Genomic DNA, 19,083 nt, shown 5'->3' on the forward strand with positions numbered 1-19,083 from the left:
TATACAAAATGGATGTTCGCCATTTGCATTACTTAACAGAAGTGGCTAAACATAAAAATTTCACAAGAGCTTCTGAAGCGCTGCATATTTCTCAACCTTCTCTCAGTAAAATGGTTAAATCATTAGAAGAAGAGCTCGGCACACCTTTGTTTGATCGAGCTGGCAAACAAGTCCAGCTTACCGATGCAGGAATGATTGTGTACGAGCAAGCTGAAAGCATTTTATCTTCTCTCCGAGATTTATCGGATTCCCTCTATGATTTAATGCATTTAAAAAGAGGAACCATCAAAATAGGCATTCCCCCTATTATTGGTACATTGTTTTTTCCTACTATTATTAAAGCATTTCGAGAGCAATACCCTGAGATTCATATTCAATTAGTGGAATATGGCGCTAAAAGAATGCAAAAGTTTGTGGAACAAGGAGAAGTGGACGTGGGGGTCGTTTTACTTCCAGTTGATGAAAATATGTTCTTTACGACTCCTTTAGCTCGAGAAACGCTGCAGCTTGTTGTGCATAAATCTCATCCGTTGGCTCAGCATTCTACGATTTCATTAAAAGAGTTAAAAGACGAAACGCTTATTTCCTTTCATGAAGACTTCACCATGCATGAAATGGTCTATAACGAATGTTTAAAAAATGGATTTACGCCTAATATTGCTTTTAAAAGCTCTCAGTGGGACTTCATTGGAGAGCTGGTAGCTGCTAATCTCGGCATTGCTCTTTTCCCTTATTCATTATGTGAAAAGCTTGATTTGGAGCATATGAAAGTAATTAATCTCGAGAATGCTATTCCATGGGAAATTGCTTTAATCGTTAAAAAAGATCGATATATCTCTTATGCTACGCAGGCTTTTATTGATTATATTAAAAGTACAGTTTAACAAAGCTAAGACAAAAGTAGTTTAATTAAAAATCCGAACGAGTTTGATTCTTGATGGAGAATCAAACTCGTTCGGATTTTTTTCATGGCGGTGTAACAAGTCATTCATACTAAATCATTTATCCCCTTGGTTCGTCTTTAGATTGAATGGATGTAGGCATGTCACAATTTCTTTTTTTGATTGCCTTTTATTAAATAATTACACCTTATATTTCACAAACTCTTTTTTGAAAAGGTTACCAACGCATTTGTAAAGAGATTTCTTGCGACTATAACTAAAAAGAATAGTTATCATAGTTATTATATATTTCATATTATAGTCGTTTTTTTGTAAGATAAGTGTGTAGCATTCATTTACTTAAGTTGTATCCCCATTTGCAAAATCCAAATAGTTTCTCTTTTCCCATGATGGAGTCGTCTTTTCAGCATAGACGACTCCATTATTGTCTCAACAAACTAGGAATGAATGAATAAAAACATAAATAAAGGAGGCTAATCATGAAACTGATTATGGTGATTTTACAGATTTTATTACTAACGGCTCTGTTTTTAATAGGAGAAAGTATTTCACAGTGGTTTGACCTCCCAGTGCCAGGTAGTATCATCGGATTTTTCTTACTGTTTTTCTTACTGTACTTTAAAGTAATTAAATTAAGCTGGGTTGAACAAGGTGGAACACTGTTAGTGGGAGAACTATTATTATTTTTCATACCAGCCGTCGTTGGACTCATCAATTATGGAGATGTATTGATGCATTTTGGAATCCAGATTGTGATTATTATCACAATCAGTACGATTATTGTGATGTCTGTAACGGGAATCATTGCAGAACATATTTCAAGAAGAAAGGAAGGTTCGCTAAAATGACATTACTCACATGGATTGCTCTTCCGCTTACACTGCTCGTTTATGTCGGCACAAAAGTGCTCTATAAAAAATATAAGTCTATGCTAGTTTCCCCTATTTTACTAGCCCCCATTCTTTTAATTGGCATCTTATTAGTAACGAATGGCTCTTATGATCATTATAAGCAAGGCGCCAGTGCTATTAGCTTTATGCTTGGACCAGCAACCGTTGCTTTTGCTGTTCCTATGTTTAAGTATTTTGATTTACTCAAAAAACATCGTGTTGAAATCAGCTTAAGCGTAGGGCTCGGCACGTTTGCTGCCATGATATCTTCCATGCTGTTAGCATTAGTGTTTCATTTACAATCAACGCTGGTTCATAGCTTGATTCCAAGATCGGTTACGATTCCTATTGCTGTTAATGTATCTCAGACGCTAGGAGGAGATCCGAATATTACCATTATGTTTGTGATTATAACCGGTGTAGTGGGATGTATAGTCGCTCCAAAACTCATTAAGCTCCTCGCACTGCACTCTTCCCTAGCAAGAGGTCTTCTTTTAGGAGTAGCTTCCCATGGGACAGGTACAGCAAGAGCTTTTGAATTTGGAAAAATTGAAGGTACTTTTTCTAGCCTTGGCATGATCGTAGCAGCACTTCTTACAATGCTGTTTGCGAATATGCTTCTGCCTACTATTTTCGCTTAAAAGATAAAAAAGGTGTGATCATATATGATCACACCTTTTTATTATCCAATATGAAAAGTTGATTTTACGAACTCAATAACTTCTTCCGTAGAAGACATTGATAGAATTGTATCTAAATGAGGTTCGATATCAGCTTTTGATAATTGACGGATTTGAGAACGAGCTTTCAGAATAGATGTTGCACTCATTGAGAATTCATCTAAGCCTAAGCCTAAAAGAATTGGAATTGCAATCTCATCTCCTGCCATCTCTCCGCACATGCCTACCCACTTACCTTCTTTGTGAGCCGCTTTGATTACCATATTCACTAAGCGAAGAATCGCTGGGTTATACGGTTGATATAAATAAGACACGCGCTCATTCATGCGGTCAGCAGCAAGCGTGTATTGAATTAAATCGTTTGTTCCGATAGAGAAGAAATCTACTTCTTTAGCAAATAAATCTGCGATTACCGCTGAAGAAGGAATCTCTACCATCATCCCTACTTCGATGTCTTCCGAAACTTGTACGCCTTCTTGTTGAAGTTTTGCTTTTTCTTCTAAAAGAATAGCTTTTGCTTGACGGAACTCATCAACAGTAGCGATCATAGGAAACATAATTTTCAGATTACCGTATACGCTTGCACGTAGAAGCGCACGAAGCTGTGTACGGAACATGTCTTGCATCTCTAGACATAAGCGAATGGCACGGAATCCTAAGAATGGGTTCATTTCTTTTGGTAGATTTAAATAAGGAAGCTCTTTGTCTCCACCGATGTCAAGAGTACGAACAACCACTGGTTTGCCTTCCATACGTTCAAGAACTGTTTTATAAGAAGTAAACTGCTCTTCTTCCGTCGGAAGATCTTCGCGGCCCATATATAAGAATTCTGTACGATAAAGGCCAACGCCTTCGCCGCCGTTTTCTAATACGCCTTTTACATCTTCTGGTGTACCAATGTTAGCTGCAAGTTCAACGTGATGATCATCAGCTGAAACCGTTTTTTCATTTACAAGCTTAGCCCACTCAGCTTTTTGTTCTGCATACTCAGCGGCTTTTTTCTCGTAAGCTTTTACTGTTTCTTCGCTTGGATCAACGATAACTTCGCCATCTAAACCATCAACAATTACTAATACGCCGTTTTGAATGTCTTCCATAACTGTTTTTGTACCTACAACAGCTGGGATCTCCATTGAACGCGCCATAATTGCTGAGTGAGAAGTACGTCCGCCAATATCTGTTGTAAATCCTTTTACGAACTTACGATTTAACTGTGCTGTATCAGACGGCGTTAAATCTTCTGCGATAATGACAACTTCTTCTGAGATTAAGCTTGGATTTGAAACGTTTACACCTAAAAGATGAGCTAATACACGTTTTGTTACGTCACGGATATCAGCAGCACGTTCTTTCATATATTCATTGTCCATTGACTCAAACATATTAATAAACATTGCCGCTACTTCATCAAGTGCATGTTCAGCGTTTACATTTTCATTCGTAATTTTATCTTTAATTGGATTAATAAGTTCAGGATCGCTTAGAACTAATAAGTGAGCTTCAAAGATTTCTGCTTTGTCATCTCCAAGTTCTTTACGAGCGTGCTCTCTAATAATTTCAAGTTCTGATTTTGATTTTTCTAGCGCAGCTTCTAGACGTGCTACTTCTGCTTCAACTTCAGTTACTGATTTTTTTTCAACGGTTAATTCTGGATTTTCTAGACGAAATGCTTTAGCAATAGCAATGCCGCTAGAAGCGGCAATGCCTTGAATTTCCTTTGTCATTATTCGCCTAATCCTTCTTTGCTCATTGTATCTTCAAGAGCAGCAAGTGCATCTGCTTCGTCAGAACCTTCTGCAGAGATAGTGATTGTAGCGCCTTTTTGAATACCTAAAGACATAACGCCCATGATTGATTTTAAGTTTACAGTTTTACCGTTGAATTCTAAGTTGATGTCAGAATCAAATTTGCTTGCTGCTTGTACTAAAGTTGTTGCTGGACGTGCGTGAATTCCTGAGTCTGCTGTTACTGTAAATGTTTTTTGTGCCATGTTAAATCAATCTCCTTTTTACTTTGAAATGTTAATAATATTTGCTTCTTGTTGAGAAACTTGGCCCTGCTTTAAGATATCAATTTTTTCATCAGCTTGTAAATTCGTGAAAATGATCGGCGTAATCGTCGATGGCGCATTTTCTTTTACAAAGTCTAAATCAATTTTCAATAGAGGCTGTCCTTTTTTCACTTCATCGCCTTGGGCAACTAAAGCTTCAAAACCTTCGCCTTTTAAATTAACTGTATCAATACCAACGTGAATTAAAATTTCACGTCCAGTCGTTGATTCAATACCTAAAGCATGTTTCGTCGGGAATAAGTTTACTATTTTTCCGTCCACTGGTGCAACTACTGTGCCTGTTTTCGGAATAATCGCAAAACCGTCACCCATTAATTTTTGTGAAAATACCTGATCTGGTACTTCCGATAAAGGTACCAATTCTCCCTCAATCGGTGAAACAATATCATTACCATTATCGCTTCCTACTTCAGATGTTGCAACAGGTTTTTCAATTGTTTTTGTCTCTTCTTTTGTGACAACCGGTGTTTTGCCATTCATAATGTCTTGAATTTGACCTTTTAACGTGTCAGATTTCGGACCGAAAATAGCTTGAATATTGTTACCAACTTCAAGAACACCAGCTGCTCCAAGTTTTTTCAAACGGTTTTTATCAACGTTACCCACATCATCTACTGAAACACGTAGACGCGTAATACAAGCATCTAAATGTGTAATGTTTTCTTTACCGCCAAGTGCAGCCAAAATATTTGTCGGAAGCTCTGCTGCTTCTACTTTTACATCTTCTTCTCCTTCTTCTTTATCTTCACGACCCGGTGTTTTTAAGTTAAATTTACGGATTGCAAAGCGGAAACCGAAGTAGTAGATAACTGCTAGAACTAAACCTACTGGAATAACTAGCCACCATGCTGTGCGGTTTTGCATAACTCCAAATAGAACGTAATCGATAACCCCACCTGAGAATGTCATACCGATTTTAACATTTAATAATTGCATAACCATAAACGACAAACCAGCAAATACTGCGTGAATTGCAAATAATACTGGTGCTACGAATAAGAATGAGAACTCAAGCGGCTCTGTAATACCCGTTAAGAAAGATGTTAAAGCAGCTGAACCCATGATACCAGCTACATATTTTTTGTTTTCAGGACGCGCTTCGTGATAAATCGCAAGAGCGGCTGCTGGCAATCCGAACATCATGAACGGGAATTTACCAACTTGGAATGTTCCTGCTGTTAAAGGCACGCCATCTGCTAATTGAGCAAAGAAAATCTTTTGGTCACCATGAATATGTTGACCTGCTTTATTGACATAATCACCAAACTCAAACCAGAACGGAGAGTAGAAGATGTGGTGAAGTCCAAATGGAATTAATGAACGTTCAATTAATCCAAATACAAACGCTGATAAAGTTGGGTTTGCATCAATCATGTTGGTAGAGAAAGCATTTAATCCGCTTTGAATTGGCGGCCAAATGAAAATCATAATAACACCTAAAAGAATTGAAAATACCCCAGTAATAATTGGTACAAATCGTTTTCCTGCAAAGAACCCTAAGTAAGATGGTAATTCAATATTGAAATAACGATTATACATGGATGAAGCTAAAATACCTACTATGATACCCCCGAATACACCCGTAGCTAACGTAGGAATTCCTAAGATGCTAGTGTAAGCTGGATTAGCACCCATTTTGTCAGGATCTAGCTGTCCTGTAGCAACTAAGATTGTGCTCATCGTTTTGTTCATAATTAAGTAACCTACGATTGCAGCAATACCTGCTACACCGTCACCACCGGCTAAACCAACGGCAACACCAACGGCAAACAATAGCGATAAGTTGTCAAATACGATTTGACCCGCCTGCGACAAAACATTTGAAACTAATTGAACCCAGTCTGCACCAAGTGCCGGTACTGCATCCAACAATGTAGGGTTTTGAAGCGCTGTCCCTACTCCAAGTAAAATCCCTGCTGCCGGTAAAATCGCAACCGGTAGCATAAGCGCTTTTCCGACTTTTTGTAATACTCCAAAAAGTTTTTTAAACATGGCGCTTACCTCCTTTTATATATTTAGTGTGCAACAAGCTATTTATTTGATACGTGAATCATTAACGCGCTTTCATAAAACGCTTTCTTTAACTAGAAAACTCATTACATTTCCCGGTGTTATGAGGCGAAGTCTTCAATGATTGCGCTTTCTTATAACAAAAAAAGGCATGAGGAAAAAGAAACGACAAATGGATATACTCATCCAATTACACATCGCTTCATTTCTCACTCATGCCTGATCGTATCAGTAACACGTATTGAAATGATTTTATAAATCCGTTTTTGTTATAAGTCGCTGCAAATGCATCGTTAAGTAAACTGCTTCTGCTTCATACACAGGTAAATGTAACGCTTGCTGCATTACTTTTATCACTTTCCAAGACACATTGTAACACAGAGGATATTCTTCTTTCAATAGCAAAGCAATTTTTTTTGGCTCTTCTATTTTTTCTCCTGTTTTTACTCGATCAATGGCAAAATGCAAATGACGAATCAATCTCATATAGTGTACAGATTCTTTGTCTACCTGCAGATGAAGCGATTCTTCAATCACATTAATGATCGTTTGAATAAGCTGCGAGTCTTGATTCACTTCTAACAGGTTTTTTTCAGTCAGCGCACTATGGATATGAAGCGCGATAAAACCAATCTCTCCTACCGGAAGCTGCACGCCTATTTTACGACTAATGATCTCTACCACTTCAGATGCGATCGTATATTCCTCTGGATATAAGGCTTTTGTTTCAAGTAAAAATGGATTTTTAAGACCCATCCCCTGCTGAAAACGTTTTATCGCAAAGGCGATATGATCTGTCAATGAAATGTGTATATGCTCATTCAAAGGGATATTAACGCGTTTTTGAATATGCGTTACAATATCATTCATCATTTCAATTACATCTTCATCCACCTGAGCTAAAAGCTGCTTGTACTGTTCTTGCTCTTCTTCACTCTTTAGCAAAAACATTTTTTCCACAGCTTTTGCATCGATTTCATCGCCTTTTTTCTTGTTGAACCCTATTCCTTTCCCAATTAGCACAACTTCATCATAGGTAAGGTGTTTAGCAATTAATACATTATTATTAAGTACCTTTTCTACAAAAAAGGACTCTTTCACGAATCCTTCACTCCCCTGTTTCGGCTTTCTATTATTTGCTTTCCTATCTTACAAATAATACGCATAACCGTCAATTCATTTTTCTTTGTTTCAAATATTATTGAACTAAACTATTTGAGTTACGTATTATCTTAGTAGTTCTTCGCTGGAAACGCAACGTCTTTTTTACTCGTCCCATAACAATTTTTCATAATAAAATGTTGAAGCATAACGCTCAGAATGAATATACCCGCTTGTAAAAGCGTAAAAAGAACAAGTGAAGTGGTAATATATACCAGTAAAATCCCATAGTGAATTAGTAAAATATCTACTATACGCAGCCCCGCTATAATGATCCCAGCTCCAATAAAAAATTCTTTGACTACACTCCAAACGAGGAGAATCGTAACAATACAAACATAAATCATCGTTGCATTTACGGAATCATGAGTAGCCGACGCAAACCATCCTGTATAAAACCAATTGTTATGAAAATATGCTAACAGCAGAAACATAATAGTAGAAGTAATGGCGAGCATTCCCAGAAAAAATGTAGCGTAATGTACAAATGTCATATACCGTTCTGTTAGCCATACATACCAAATCTTTGAAATACTAAAGCCTATAGTCATTAAAACGCCTGTATAAATTGTTTTCCACCAGTGATGTGTATAAATATCCCAGTGTAAAAATAATTCTTCAATCCCCATAAACATAGCCGAAATGATTAAAATATAGCGAAATTTTAATTGATAAGCAGCTACCACCATAGCCATGATTGGAAAAGCAAACGTTTGAGAAGTTAAGGACCCAAACAAATTATCAAAATATTCATTGGTCATAAAATCAGGATCGTACTCGTAACTTTCAAACAACACAAATACAACATACTCTAGTACATAAGCCATTCCAATGATAAAAAAAAGCAAAACGACTAGCTTTTTATCTTTTTTACGTATGAATACTGTAAGCAAAACGGCTGTGCTGATAATAATCAATGCAAAAAAAGCAGTATAATGAGGCATAGACGTCTCCCTTTTACGACCTAATTATTACTTAGAGTAAGACGTTTTAGCCAAATTATACATAGCTAGCTTCTATTCAAAAGAGATTGAGACATACTACATCAATCCAATCTAAAGGCGAACAAATCGGATACATGAGATAGTATGGATGGCTTGCTGCACTGCAGGTGATTTCCCTGCAAGGCTTCGCTTTCCCTACAGGAGCCTTGGCCCTGCTCTCCACTCAACAGTTAGAAGCCTACATACAGGAAACCTACGTTGTAATGTAACCCTAACCATGAAAAAATCCGAACGATTCATCGTTCGGATCTTCTTTCAACTACCATACTTTTGTTTCAGCCTCTTTTAACTCTTTAACTTACAAAAATTGGAACGTCCTCTATTATCCTTCAATCATTTTTGAAAGGTTAGCCATTTCGATAGCTGATGCTGCAGCTTCCCATCCTTTGTTTCCTGCTTTTGTTCCTGCACGTTCAATTGCTTGCTCAATTGTTTCAGTTGTTAATACACCAAAGATAATTGGTACGCCTGTTTGTAAGCTTTGAGATGCAACGCCTTTTGCTACTTCATTACATACAAAATCAAAGTGTGGAGTAGCTCCTCGAATAACCGTTCCTAGTGTAATAACCGCGTCATATTTTTTAGATTCAGCTAATTTTTTAGCGATTAATGGAATTTCATAAGCGCCCGGTACCCAAGCCACATCTACATCTTCATCAGCTACGCCGTGACGTTTAAGCGCATCTTCTGCTCCACTAAGTAAACGCCCTGTAATAAATTCATTAAAACGCCCTACCACGATTCCGATTTTTAATCCTGTGCCAACTAAATTTCCTTCATATAAATGATTCATCTCTTGTTCCTCCTGCTAGTAGTAATATATAGTTATTTACATTTCTTTTCATGAATTAGCTTCATTTGTTATAACGAAAAAAAGTGTAAACTTATAAATGTAATAAATGACCTAGTTTTTTAGCTTTGGTATCTAAGTATTTTTTATTGGCATCCACTGCCGGCATTTGAAGAGGCACTCTCTCTACCACTTCAAGGTCGTAGCCTTTTAGCCCAGTAATTTTGCGAGGATTGTTCGTTAAAAGCTTCATTTGTTTGACTCCAAGGTCCTTTAAGATTTGAGCACCGATTCCATACTCTCGTAAATCCGCAGCAAACCCGAGTTTTTCATTCGCTTCTACGGTATCGTATCCTTCTTCCTGCAGCTTATATGCTCTTAGCTTATTTAATAAGCCAATACCTCTGCCCTCTTGACGCATATACAGCAGAATGCCGCGTCCTTCTTCTTCAATTTGCGTAAGAGCTGCGTGAAGCTGAGGACCGCAGTCACAGCGCTCAGAGCCAAACACATCTCCAGTCAAGCACTCGGAGTGAACCCGCACGAGAACGGGGCTATTATGATCGATATCACCCTTGATAAGAGCCACATGTTCTTTATTATCAAGTTTATTTGTATATCCTACAGCCTTAAAATCACCAAATGCCGTAGGTAAGCTTACTTCTACTTCACGGCTAATCAGCTGGTCATGTTTGCGGCGGTAGGCAATCAAATCTTTTATTGTAATCATTTTTAAATCAAATTGCTCTGCAATTTTTGTTAAATCCGGTACGCGTGCCATTGTTCCATCTTCATTCATGATTTCACAAATAACACCCGCAGGCTTTCCTCCTGCTAACACGGCTAAATCAACAGCGGCCTCTGTATGACCCGCACGCTGCAGAACGCCCCCGTCTTTTGCAATCAACGGAAAAATGTGTCCTGGTCGTTGAAAATCACTTGCTACCGTTGCTTCATTTACAAGAGCCATAACGGTAGCAGAACGTTCGTACGCACTGATACCTGTTGTACTTGAAATATGATCAATACTTACTGTAAATGCTGTTCCATGTACATCCGTATTGTTCACTACCATCGGGTGAAGATTCAATTTATGCGCAATTTCTTCATTAACAGGTGTACAAATTAATCCTCTTCCATGAGTAGCCATAAAGTTAATAACCTCAGGCGTCGTTTTTTCGGCTAATGCAATAAAATCTCCTTCATTTTCTCGATCTTCATCGTCGCATACAATAACCACTTTTCCCTTTTTTAACTCTTCAATGGCTTCTTCTACTTTATGAAACATCTCTTTCACCTCACTGTTAATTTGTAAAACCATGCTGCTGCAATAAATCCTTCATATTACCTGACCGATTCGAGGCGCCAGGAGTTGACTTGTTAGCCATCATCTGATGCATATATTTAGCTAACATATCGCATTCAATATTCACCTTGTCTCCTCGCTGTTTGTCTCCCACGACTGTGTGAAGTACCGTATGAGGAATAAGAGAAATAGTAAATGATTGGTTGCTGACATCAAAAATAGTAAGACTTGTTCCGTCTACAGAAACAGATCCTTTTAACATCATAAATTCACGAAGTTCAGGATCCACTTGAATTTCATAATAAAAGGCATTTCCTTTACGTGTTTTGCTTACAATGGTTCCAATTCCATCAACGTGTCCGCTGACGAAATGCCCTCCAAAGCGGCCATTTGCAGCCATCGCCCGTTCTAAGTTAACACGTGATCCAACGGTTAGAAGCTGCAGGGTACTTGCTTTAATCGTCTCCGGCATGACGTCGACCGTAAATTCATTTTGAGAGTAAGCCGTTACGGTTAAACAAACGCCGTTAACTGAAATGCTGTCCCCTAAGTTCACATCTTCTAACACGGTCTTCGCATCAATCGTAAGAACAATTGCTTCTGTAGCCTTTTGAATCCGTTTTATTTTTCCAATTTCTTCAATAATACCTGTGAACATTTTCTTCACCTGCTTTGGCGCTATTCCAACTTCTTATGCCTTTTTGAAATAGCAGCTGCTTTTTTTTCATATTTATCTTTCCCCCAACCACTGAAAATAAAAAAGCCCCTTGAACAAATGTCCAAGGGGTCGGCTGAGCTGAATCAGTTTTATCTATGCAAAATTCCGCTAATTGTATACGAAATAAACAGTTATAATTTGTGTACAAAAACAAGGGTAGCTTTAAAAAAGGCAAACCTGTCCCTAATACAACACAAAAAAACAACTGTGCTTCCTGATCCTTCTCCCATCCAGACTTTTACTGTCGGCTCTAGATTTTAACTAGATCCACCGCTAACATACATCGTATGAAAACGGGTCACGGGCTTAAAAGCATATGCTTTATCACCGCCGGTTGGGACTTACACCCGACCCCGAAGGATAATATATTCGACTGCTAGAGTCTTATTTGTTTTACATTATAGCAAAGTAAAATCGACTTGTCACATCATTTAACTTCGTTTTTTCACATCTGCTCTTCAAAATCCAGCTTTTAGCTTATTTTTTCTTTTTTAATACATAGCATCCATACAAAAGCTAGTCCAATATAGCCAAATATCGGATACAAAAACTCAAGAAGCTGAGCATATCCAAATTGCCCGATAATAAAGCATGCCAAGATAATAAACGCAAAAGCTTGTTTGTCATTCAGGGGAAGAAATGATTGAAGCTGTTTAGCGATTCCAAATACATTTCCAATCAATGTAGTAAAAATCTCACCTAACACAACTACCGTAAATAAAACATTCACCCACGCTGAGATATTTTTAACAACGGCACTCATAGGAATATCAAGTTGAAATGAATAAGGCAAATTGGAAAGGGCAAGATGAGTAGAAACAAGCATAAACGTAAGTACACATCCTCCTATTACGGCCCCTTTTTTGATCACGCTCTTATCTTTCACGGAGCTTCCTAATGGAACTAAAACGGCCTGAGCCAAAGCTAGATTTAGGGAAATATATAAAAAGGGACTAACCGCCCACTTCCACTGTGTGACGAGCGTTAAGTCTGGCTTCGTTTGAATCAGTGAGAAATAGCTGACATTTGGCACAAAGATGATAAAAGCAAATGAAAGCATCATCGGCACAACAAGAGAATTAACCATTAAAATACCGTTAATTCCTCTTGCGATAAATATATAAGTTAAAACAATTGTACAAATCATCCCAACAGGAGGCCACAGCCCGAACTGTTCTTTTCCTATTGCCCCCGTACTCGCTAGCATGACTGAAGTTACTCCAAATAAAATGACGATCATTACACCGTTTACCGCTTTTCCAAGTACATCACCAAATAAATATGTATTAAGCTGCTGATAAGAAGAAGCCCCAATTGCGTGCGAAAGCAGCATCATTTTCGAACCTAGCCAAATAAAAAACAAGCCGCTGACCAAAATTCCAACCATTCCAAGTTCCCCGTACTGTGTAAAAAATTGAACAATTTCCTTGCCTGTTGCAAAACCGGCTCCTACAACGGTGCCTACATACGTAGCAGCAACCTGCAGCGTGAGTTTCCACCTTTTCATGCCCATCACCCTTCTACCCTTCATAGTTCACTATATGTAGAAACGGTTAAAAAAAGACGAGCCTTTTATATGTAAATCCTCGCCTCACCCGGTGCTGTTCCTTTTTCGTTTTTTTATTTCCTTCTTGTTTTTTTCATGAAAACCCTTTATCCCTTAACATAACGGCAGTTTTCAAACAAAATATACGGATATTTTCCCTTTAGCTTTTAAATTTTCCTCAATATTTGCTGGAAATTCACAATTTACTGTTGTATAATTTCTAAAAATCAGATAAATTATTAAATAAGTATTCTTTCTATTTAAAAAAATATGTTTCAATTATATACAATTGATTCTTATCATGAGAGGTGGAGGGACTGGCCCTTTGAAACCTCAGCAACCAGTCGTTAGAGACATGGTGCTAAATCCAGCAAGCAATTTATTGCTTGGAAGATAAGAAGGCGAAAAAAGTCTTCTTCTTAAGAAGACTTTTTCTATTTTATCGGCATATTGCATAAAACGAATCACTCGTGAAATAGAAGCGGAACAATTTAAGGAGGTTTTGACATGGGGTTACTTGAAGATTTAAAGTCTAAAATTTTAATTGGGGATGGTGCCACTGGTACCCTCCTTTACTCACACGGTATTGACAGCTGTTTTGAAGAACTAAATATCACCAAACCAGAAGAGGTTTCTCGTATTCACAGAGCCTATGTAGAAGCTGGTGCAAACGTTATTCAAACAAATACGTACGCTGCTAATTATCAAAAACTTGCCCGTTATGGATTAGAAGATTCAGTCAAAGACATCAATGTTGCTGGTGTAAAATTAGCGAAACAAGCTGCAAACGATCAGGCTTACGTGGTTGGTACACTCGGCGGAATTCGTTCTTTCCAAAAAAATGCTATTAGCTTAGAAGAGGTTAAGCGAAGCATTCGTGAACAAATGTTTTGGCTTTTAAATGAAGGCGTGGATGGCCTTTTATTTGAAACATACTATGATTTCGAAGAATTAAAGACCGTTCTTACACTAGCAAGAAAAGAAACGGATAAGCCTATTATTACCCACGTTTCCCTGCATGATATTGGCGTACTGCAAGATGGGCGTCCTTTAGCAGATGCATTAAAAGAATTAGAAGACTTGGGAGCAGATGTTGTCGGGCTAAACTGCCGTTTAGGTCCTTATCATATGATTCAGTCTCTTGAAGAAGTACCGCTTCCTGATCGTGCTTTCTTATCTGCTTACCCTAATGCCAGCCTTCCGGCGTATGTGGAAGGCAAGCTGGAATATGAAACGAATGAAGACTACTTTGTAGAAAGCGCGCGTTTATTCCGCGAACAAGGGGTTCGCTTAATTGGAGGATGCTGCGGTACAACACCAGCTCACGTACGCGCCATGTCGTCTGCCTTAAAAGACCTGCCTCCGATTACAAGCAAAGTCGTTAAAATGAGACCAGCCGTTACGGTTCAAGAGCGTGAGCAGCAGGATAAACCTCATATGCACGAAATTGTGAAGAAGCGCCGCTCGGTTATCGTCGAGCTGGATCCGCCTAAACAGCTTGGTCCGACGAAATTTTTAGAAGGCGCAAAAGCACTTGATAAAGTCGGCGTAGATGCTATTACATTAGCTGATAATTCTCTTGCCTCACCTCGCATCAGCAACTTGGCAATGGCAACACTGATGCAACAAGAAACAAAAGCACGACCGCTTATTCATATTACCTGTCGCGACCGAAATTTAATTGGACTTCAATCTCATTTAATGGGACTTCATACGCTAGGAATGAATCAAGTGCTTGCAATTACCGGTGATCCGTCAAAAGTTGGCGATTTCCCTGGCGCCACTTCGGTTTATGATTTATCTTCATTTGACTTGATTAGTTTAATCGCTCAGTTTAATGAAGGACTATCTTATTCCGGCAAACCGCTTGGTCAAAAAACCAATTTTTCCATTGCAGCTGCCTTTAACCCAAACGTGCGTCACTTAGACCGAGCCGTTCAGCGCTTGGAAAAGAAAATCGACTGCGGGGCTCACTATTTCATTACTCAGCCTCTCTATTCAACTAAGCAAATTGAAGAGGTATATGAAGCAACCAAACATTTAACAACACCGGTATACATCGGGATCATGCCGTTAACAAGCGCAAGAAATGCTCGATTTATTCACCATGAAGTACCTGGAATTAAATTATCAGAAGATATTCTAGAACGTATGGACGCAACGGGAAATGACCGGATTCGCGGTGAAGTCGAAGGCCTTGCGATTGCAAAAAACTTAATTGATACAGCATATGAGCTATTTGACGGTATTTACTTAATTACGCCGTTTATGCGCTATGAAATGACCGAAATTCTAACACGCTATATTCATGACAAGCAACTCGTTACATCAGAAAGGAAGATATAAATGAGCTCACTTATCGAACAACAACTAAAGAAGCGAATACTCGTCATCGATGGAGCAATGGGAACGATGATTCAAGATGCTGATTTAACCGCTGAAGATTTTGGCGGCGAAGAATATGAAGGCTGCAACGAATATTTGACCCGAACAGCGCCTCATGTGATTCAGCGCATTCATGAAGAGTACTTTGCAGCGGGTGCTGACATCATTGAAACCAATACGTTTGGCTCAACATCTACCGTACTTGATGAATACGATTTAGGCCACTTGGCGTATGAATTGAATATCGAAGCTGTGAAGCTTGCTTGTGCAGCCCGCGATAAATATTCAACTCCCGAATGGCCTAGGTTCGTAGCTGGAGCTATCGGTCCTACCACTAAAACTCTCTCTGTTACGGGAGGTATTACATTCCCTGAGTTAGTAGAATCGTACGAAGAGCAAGCTCGGGGTTTGTTAGACGGCGGCGTTGACTTACTTCTAGTCGAAACCTGTCAAGACATGCTGAACGTAAAAGCTGCGTTTTTAGGCATTACAGCGGCGTTTGAAAAACTGAAAATAGAAGTTCCAATTATGATTTCAGGAACGATTGAGCCAATGGGAACAACTCTCGCTGGTCAAGATATCGAATCTTTTTACTTATCACTGGAACACATGAAGCCTCTTTCAGTCGGACTTAACTGCGCGACAGGTCCTGAATTTATGACGGATCATATTCGCTCTCTTTCAGACCTAGCCACTTCAGCTGTTAGCTGTTATCCAAACGCTGGACTTCCGGATGAAGAAGGCAATTATCATGAGTCCCCTGAGCTGCTGGCTCAAAAAATTAAAGGATTTGCTGATAAAGGCTGGCTGAACTTTGTAGGCGGATGCTGTGGTACAACGCCTGCTCATATTAAAGCACTTGCTGAAGCAGTAAAAGAGGTTGCGCCTCGTTCGCTTGATCGCTCCGAGCATAATCATGCTGTAACCGGTATTGAACCGCTTGTATATGACGATTCTATGCGCCCTCTTTTTGTGGGAGAACGTACGAATGTAATCGGTTCTCGCAAGTTCAAGCGTCTGATTGCGGAAGGAAAAATTGAAGAAGCATCTGAAATTGCGCGTGCTCAAGTTAAAAATGGTGCTCACGTTATTGATATTTGCTTAGCAGATCCAGACCGTGAAGAAATGGAAGACATGGAGGAATTTATTCAAGAAGTTGTAAAAAAAGTGAAGGTTCCTCTTGTAATCGATTCAACTGACGAGAAAGTTATTGAAAAAGCTTTAACGTACTCGCAAGGTAAGGTCATTATCAACTCCATTAACTTAGAAGATGGTGAAGAGCGTTTTGATGCAATCTTGCCGCTAGTAAAAAAATTCGGTGCAGCTCTGGTTGTCGGTACAATCGATGAAACAGGCATGGCCGTTACTGCAGAAAGAAAAGTAGAGATTGCTAAACGCTCACATGATTTGCTTGTTAAAAAACATGGCTTTAATCCAAAAGATATTATTTTTGACCCTCTTGTGTTTCCTGTAGGGACTGGTGATGAACAATATATTGGTTCTGCTGAAGAAACAGTTAAGGGAATTAAAATGATTAAAGAAGCCCTGCCTGATTGCCTGACCATTCTTGGCGTAAGTAACGTGTCATTCGGTCTTCCTCCAGTCGGACGTGAAGTACTAAATGCGGTTTACCTTTATCACTGTACGCAGGCTGGACTCGATTATGCCATTGTTAATACAGAAAAATTAGAGCGCTATGCTTCTATTCCAGAAGCTGAAATTGAGCTTGCTAATGCGTTATTATTTAACACAACTGATGAAACGCTAAGCACGTTTACAGACTTTTATCGTGATAAAAAGAAAGAAGCAAAAGTAGAAATTTCTACGTTAACACTTGAAGAACGATTGGCAATGTATATTGTCGAAGGTACAAAAGAAGGATTGCTTCCTGATTTAGAACAGGCTTTAGCTCAATATGATGATCCGTTAGATATTATTAACGGACCGCTTATGAAGGGGATGGCGGAAGTCGGACGTTTGTTTAATGACAACCAGCTGATTGTAGCAGAAGTGCTTCAAAGTGCGGAAGTTATGAAAGCATCCGTTGCCTTTTTAGAACCTCATATGGAAGCAACTGAAAATGATTCTGGAAAAGGAAAAGTGATTCTTGCAACGGTTAAAGGCGACGTGCACGATATCGGTAAAAACTTAGTAGACATCATTTTAAGCAACAATGGTTTTAAAGTCATTGATTTAGGAATTAAAGTAACGCCGCAGCAGCTGATTGAAGCAGTAAAAGACGAAAAGCCAGACATCATTGGCCTGTCAGGTCTTTTAGTAAAATCTGCTCAGCAAATGGTTTTAACTGCACAAGATTTAACGCAATCAAGCATTGATGTTCCAATTATGGTAGGAGGCGCTGCCCTTTCCCGTAAATTTACTGACTTTAAAATTGCCCCGGAATATGAAGGTGCCGTCCTCTACGCCAAAGATGCGATGGACGGATTAGCGTTAGCAAATAAGCTGCAGAACAAAGAAGAAGTTATTCAGCTTTTAGCAGATTTAAAAACGCGTCAAGAAAAGAAAGTAACGGTTCGAGAACGCCAGCCTCAAACCGCTCAAGCAGCTACGGCTGTTTTAGAAAGATCCGCCATTTCAACGGATGTTCCTGTTTTTGTACCGGCTGATTTAAAGCGCCACGTTGTCAAACACTACGATTTGGCACAGGTTCTTCCGTATATTAACTGGCAGATGCTTTTAGGCCATCACTTAGGACTAAAAGGAAAAGTGAATAAGCTGCTTGCTGAAAAAGACGAGCGTGCTGTTCAATTAAAAGAAACCGTTGATGACCTTCTCGAACTGGCACTAAAAGAAAACTTAATTAAACCAGCGGTTATTTATCAGTTCTTCCCTGCTCAAGCAGACGGAAATGATTTAATTATTTATGATCCTGCTGATGAAAAAACAGAAATTGAACGCTTTACCTTCCCTCGACAAGCAAAAGGACAGTTCCTGTGCTTATCTGATTTTGCAAAGCCTAAAGAAAAAGAGATGGACTATGTATGTTTCTTCTCTGTAACAGCAGGAACAGGCATTCGCGAACGCGCGGCGAAATTCAAAGAAAACGGCGAGTTTTTAAAGAGTCACGTGTTCCAAGCTCTTGCGCTTGAACTAGCTGAAGGATTAGCAGAACGTGTTCATCAGCAAATTCGTGACCGCTGGGGATTCCCCGATTCGCCTGACTTTACAATGGCGGAGCGTTTTTCAGCCAAATACCAAGGTCAGCGTTTTTCATTCGGATATCCCGCATGTCCAGACCTTGAAGACCAAGCAAAACTGTTTAAATTAATTAAACCTGTAGACATCGGCATTCAGTTAACAGACGGTTTCATGATGGAACCAGAAGCTTCTGTTACAGCCCTTGTTTTTGCACATCCTGAAGCGAAATATTTTAACGTATTGTAAAACATGGCTGCGGTCTTTTAGACCGCGGCTGTTTTTTTACAGTGAACAAACCTAAAAAAAAGGCTGCGACAAATGGATTTTAGTTGAAGAAAGATTCGAACGGAGTTAATTCTTAATTGAGAATCAACTCCGTTCGGATTGTTTTCATTATGATGGCAAACTAGATTTCATGTAGCTGTTTCTAGCTGTTGATTAGAGGGCAAGGCGAAGACTCC

General features: G+C 39.0%; 14 protein-coding genes and 2 riboswitches. Of the genes, 5 read left to right on the top strand and 9 right to left on the bottom strand.

What is annotated here, in order from left to right; all coding sequences use genetic code 11:
* Positions 1 to 8: 8 nt before the first annotated feature.
* The 3 genes from ACH6EI_RS18010 (at position 9) to ACH6EI_RS18020 (ending at position 2,433) form a co-directional block, all read left to right on the top strand.
* On the top strand, positions 9 to 884 hold the full coding sequence (locus tag ACH6EI_RS18010; protein ID WP_028414130.1) for a LysR family transcriptional regulator: 876 nt from the start codon (positions 9 to 11) through the stop codon (positions 882 to 884).
* Between the two features lie 497 nt (positions 885 to 1,381).
* A complete protein-coding gene (locus ACH6EI_RS18015) occupies positions 1,382 to 1,750 on the top strand; it encodes a CidA/LrgA family holin-like protein (RefSeq protein WP_014461029.1) in 369 nt (122 codons plus the stop codon).
* Positions 1,747 to 2,433: an LrgB family protein gene (locus ACH6EI_RS18020; protein WP_099000144.1), complete on the top strand. Its 687-nt coding sequence runs from the start codon at positions 1,747 to 1,749 to the stop codon at positions 2,431 to 2,433. Before ACH6EI_RS18015 ends, ACH6EI_RS18020 begins: the two co-directional genes overlap by 4 nt.
* Before the next feature lie 41 nt (positions 2,434 to 2,474).
* Here the strand turns inward: ACH6EI_RS18020 and ptsP are convergent, their stop codons facing one another.
* The 9 genes from ptsP to ACH6EI_RS18065 all read right to left on the bottom strand — a co-directional run bounded on the left by ptsP (position 2,475) and on the right by ACH6EI_RS18065 (position 13,039).
* Positions 2,475 to 4,196, bottom strand: coding sequence for a phosphoenolpyruvate--protein phosphotransferase (gene ptsP / locus ACH6EI_RS18025; RefSeq protein WP_013082261.1), 1,722 nt, complete (start codon positions 4,194 to 4,196; stop codon positions 2,475 to 2,477).
* Entirely contained in the window at positions 4,196 to 4,462 is a 267-nt protein-coding gene (locus ACH6EI_RS18030) for a phosphocarrier protein HPr (protein ID WP_013056011.1), read from the bottom strand. The genes ptsP and ACH6EI_RS18030 overlap by 1 nt, the downstream gene beginning before the upstream one ends.
* An 18-nt stretch (positions 4,463 to 4,480) precedes the next feature.
* Positions 4,481 to 6,535 (bottom strand): glucose-specific PTS transporter subunit IIBC, encoded by a 2,055-nt coding sequence (gene ptsG / locus ACH6EI_RS18035; protein WP_028414132.1) that lies wholly within the window; start codon positions 6,533 to 6,535, stop codon positions 4,481 to 4,483.
* Positions 6,536 to 6,805: 270 nt separating this feature from the next.
* The gene (gene glcT, locus ACH6EI_RS18040; protein WP_013056009.1) at positions 6,806 to 7,654 is read right to left on the bottom strand and encodes a glucose PTS transporter transcription antiterminator GlcT; all 849 of its coding nucleotides are present in this window, start codon (positions 7,652 to 7,654) and stop codon (positions 6,806 to 6,808) included.
* Between the two features lie 131 nt (positions 7,655 to 7,785).
* On the bottom strand, positions 7,786 to 8,658 hold the full coding sequence (locus tag ACH6EI_RS18045; protein ID WP_108674522.1) for a hypothetical protein: 873 nt from the start codon (positions 8,656 to 8,658) through the stop codon (positions 7,786 to 7,788).
* A 382-nt stretch (positions 8,659 to 9,040) separates the two neighbouring features.
* A complete protein-coding gene (gene ribH / locus ACH6EI_RS18050; RefSeq protein ID WP_013056007.1) occupies positions 9,041 to 9,511 on the bottom strand; it encodes a 6,7-dimethyl-8-ribityllumazine synthase in 471 nt (156 codons plus the stop codon).
* A gap of 91 nt (positions 9,512 to 9,602) precedes the next feature.
* Complete coding sequence (locus ACH6EI_RS18055) at positions 9,603 to 10,796, bottom strand: bifunctional 3,4-dihydroxy-2-butanone-4-phosphate synthase/GTP cyclohydrolase II (protein ID WP_028414135.1); 1,194 nt, start codon at positions 10,794 to 10,796, stop codon at positions 9,603 to 9,605.
* Between the two features lie 16 nt (positions 10,797 to 10,812).
* Positions 10,813 to 11,472: a riboflavin synthase gene (ribE, locus tag ACH6EI_RS18060; protein WP_028414136.1), complete on the bottom strand. Its 660-nt coding sequence runs from the start codon at positions 11,470 to 11,472 to the stop codon at positions 10,813 to 10,815.
* A gap of 274 nt (positions 11,473 to 11,746) precedes the next feature.
* Positions 11,747 to 11,897: riboswitch (FMN riboswitch) on the bottom strand.
* Between the two features lie 107 nt (positions 11,898 to 12,004).
* The gene (locus ACH6EI_RS18065; protein WP_223546455.1) at positions 12,005 to 13,039 is read right to left on the bottom strand and encodes a YkvI family membrane protein; all 1,035 of its coding nucleotides are present in this window, start codon (positions 13,037 to 13,039) and stop codon (positions 12,005 to 12,007) included.
* A gap of 332 nt (positions 13,040 to 13,371) precedes the next feature.
* Positions 13,372 to 13,478: riboswitch (SAM riboswitch) on the top strand.
* A gap of 107 nt (positions 13,479 to 13,585) precedes the next feature.
* Between ACH6EI_RS18065 and ACH6EI_RS18070 the strand changes: the two genes are divergently transcribed.
* Positions 13,586 to 15,424, top strand: a complete 1,839-nt coding sequence (locus ACH6EI_RS18070) for a bifunctional homocysteine S-methyltransferase/methylenetetrahydrofolate reductase (protein WP_047751399.1) — start codon at positions 13,586 to 13,588, stop codon at positions 15,422 to 15,424.
* Positions 15,425 to 18,868 (top strand): methionine synthase, encoded by a 3,444-nt coding sequence (gene metH, locus ACH6EI_RS18075; RefSeq protein WP_108674521.1) that lies wholly within the window; start codon positions 15,425 to 15,427, stop codon positions 18,866 to 18,868.
* The last annotated feature ends 215 nt before the right edge of the window (positions 18,869 to 19,083 follow it).

It is taken from the genome of Priestia sp. JSM ZJ58 (genome assembly GCF_044383985.1).
In the GTDB taxonomy this organism is placed as follows: Bacteria; Bacillota; Bacilli; order Bacillales; family Bacillaceae_H; genus Priestia; species Priestia zanthoxyli.

Bases quoted from the DNA above. Each gene is read 5' to 3' on its own strand.
- ACH6EI_RS18010 (WP_028414130.1), top strand. From the start codon at position 9: ATGGATGTTCGCCATTTGCATTACTTAACAGAAGTGGCTAAACATAAA.
- ACH6EI_RS18015 (WP_014461029.1), top strand. From the start codon at position 1,382: ATGAAACTGATTATGGTGATTTTACAGATTTTATTACTAACGGCTCTG.
- ACH6EI_RS18020 (WP_099000144.1), top strand. From the start codon at position 1,747: ATGACATTACTCACATGGATTGCTCTTCCGCTTACACTGCTCGTTTAT.
- ptsP (WP_013082261.1), bottom strand. From the start codon at position 4,196: ATGACAAAGGAAATTCAAGGCATTGCCGCTTCTAGCGGCATTGCTATT.
- ACH6EI_RS18030 (WP_013056011.1), bottom strand. From the start codon at position 4,462: ATGGCACAAAAAACATTTACAGTAACAGCAGACTCAGGAATTCACGCA.
- ptsG (WP_028414132.1), bottom strand. From the start codon at position 6,535: ATGTTTAAAAAACTTTTTGGAGTATTACAAAAAGTCGGAAAAGCGCTT.
- ACH6EI_RS18045 (WP_108674522.1), bottom strand. From the start codon at position 8,658: ATGCCTCATTATACTGCTTTTTTTGCATTGATTATTATCAGCACAGCC.
- ribH (WP_013056007.1), bottom strand. From the start codon at position 9,511: ATGAATCATTTATATGAAGGAAATTTAGTTGGCACAGGATTAAAAATC.
- ACH6EI_RS18055 (WP_028414135.1), bottom strand. From the start codon at position 10,796: ATGTTTCATAAAGTAGAAGAAGCCATTGAAGAGTTAAAAAAGGGAAAA.
- ribE (WP_028414136.1), bottom strand. From the start codon at position 11,472: ATGTTCACAGGTATTATTGAAGAAATTGGAAAAATAAAACGGATTCAA.
- ACH6EI_RS18065 (WP_223546455.1), bottom strand. From the start codon at position 13,039: ATGAAAAGGTGGAAACTCACGCTGCAGGTTGCTGCTACGTATGTAGGC.
- ACH6EI_RS18070 (WP_047751399.1), top strand. From the start codon at position 13,586: ATGGGGTTACTTGAAGATTTAAAGTCTAAAATTTTAATTGGGGATGGT.
- metH (WP_108674521.1), top strand. From the start codon at position 15,425: ATGAGCTCACTTATCGAACAACAACTAAAGAAGCGAATACTCGTCATC.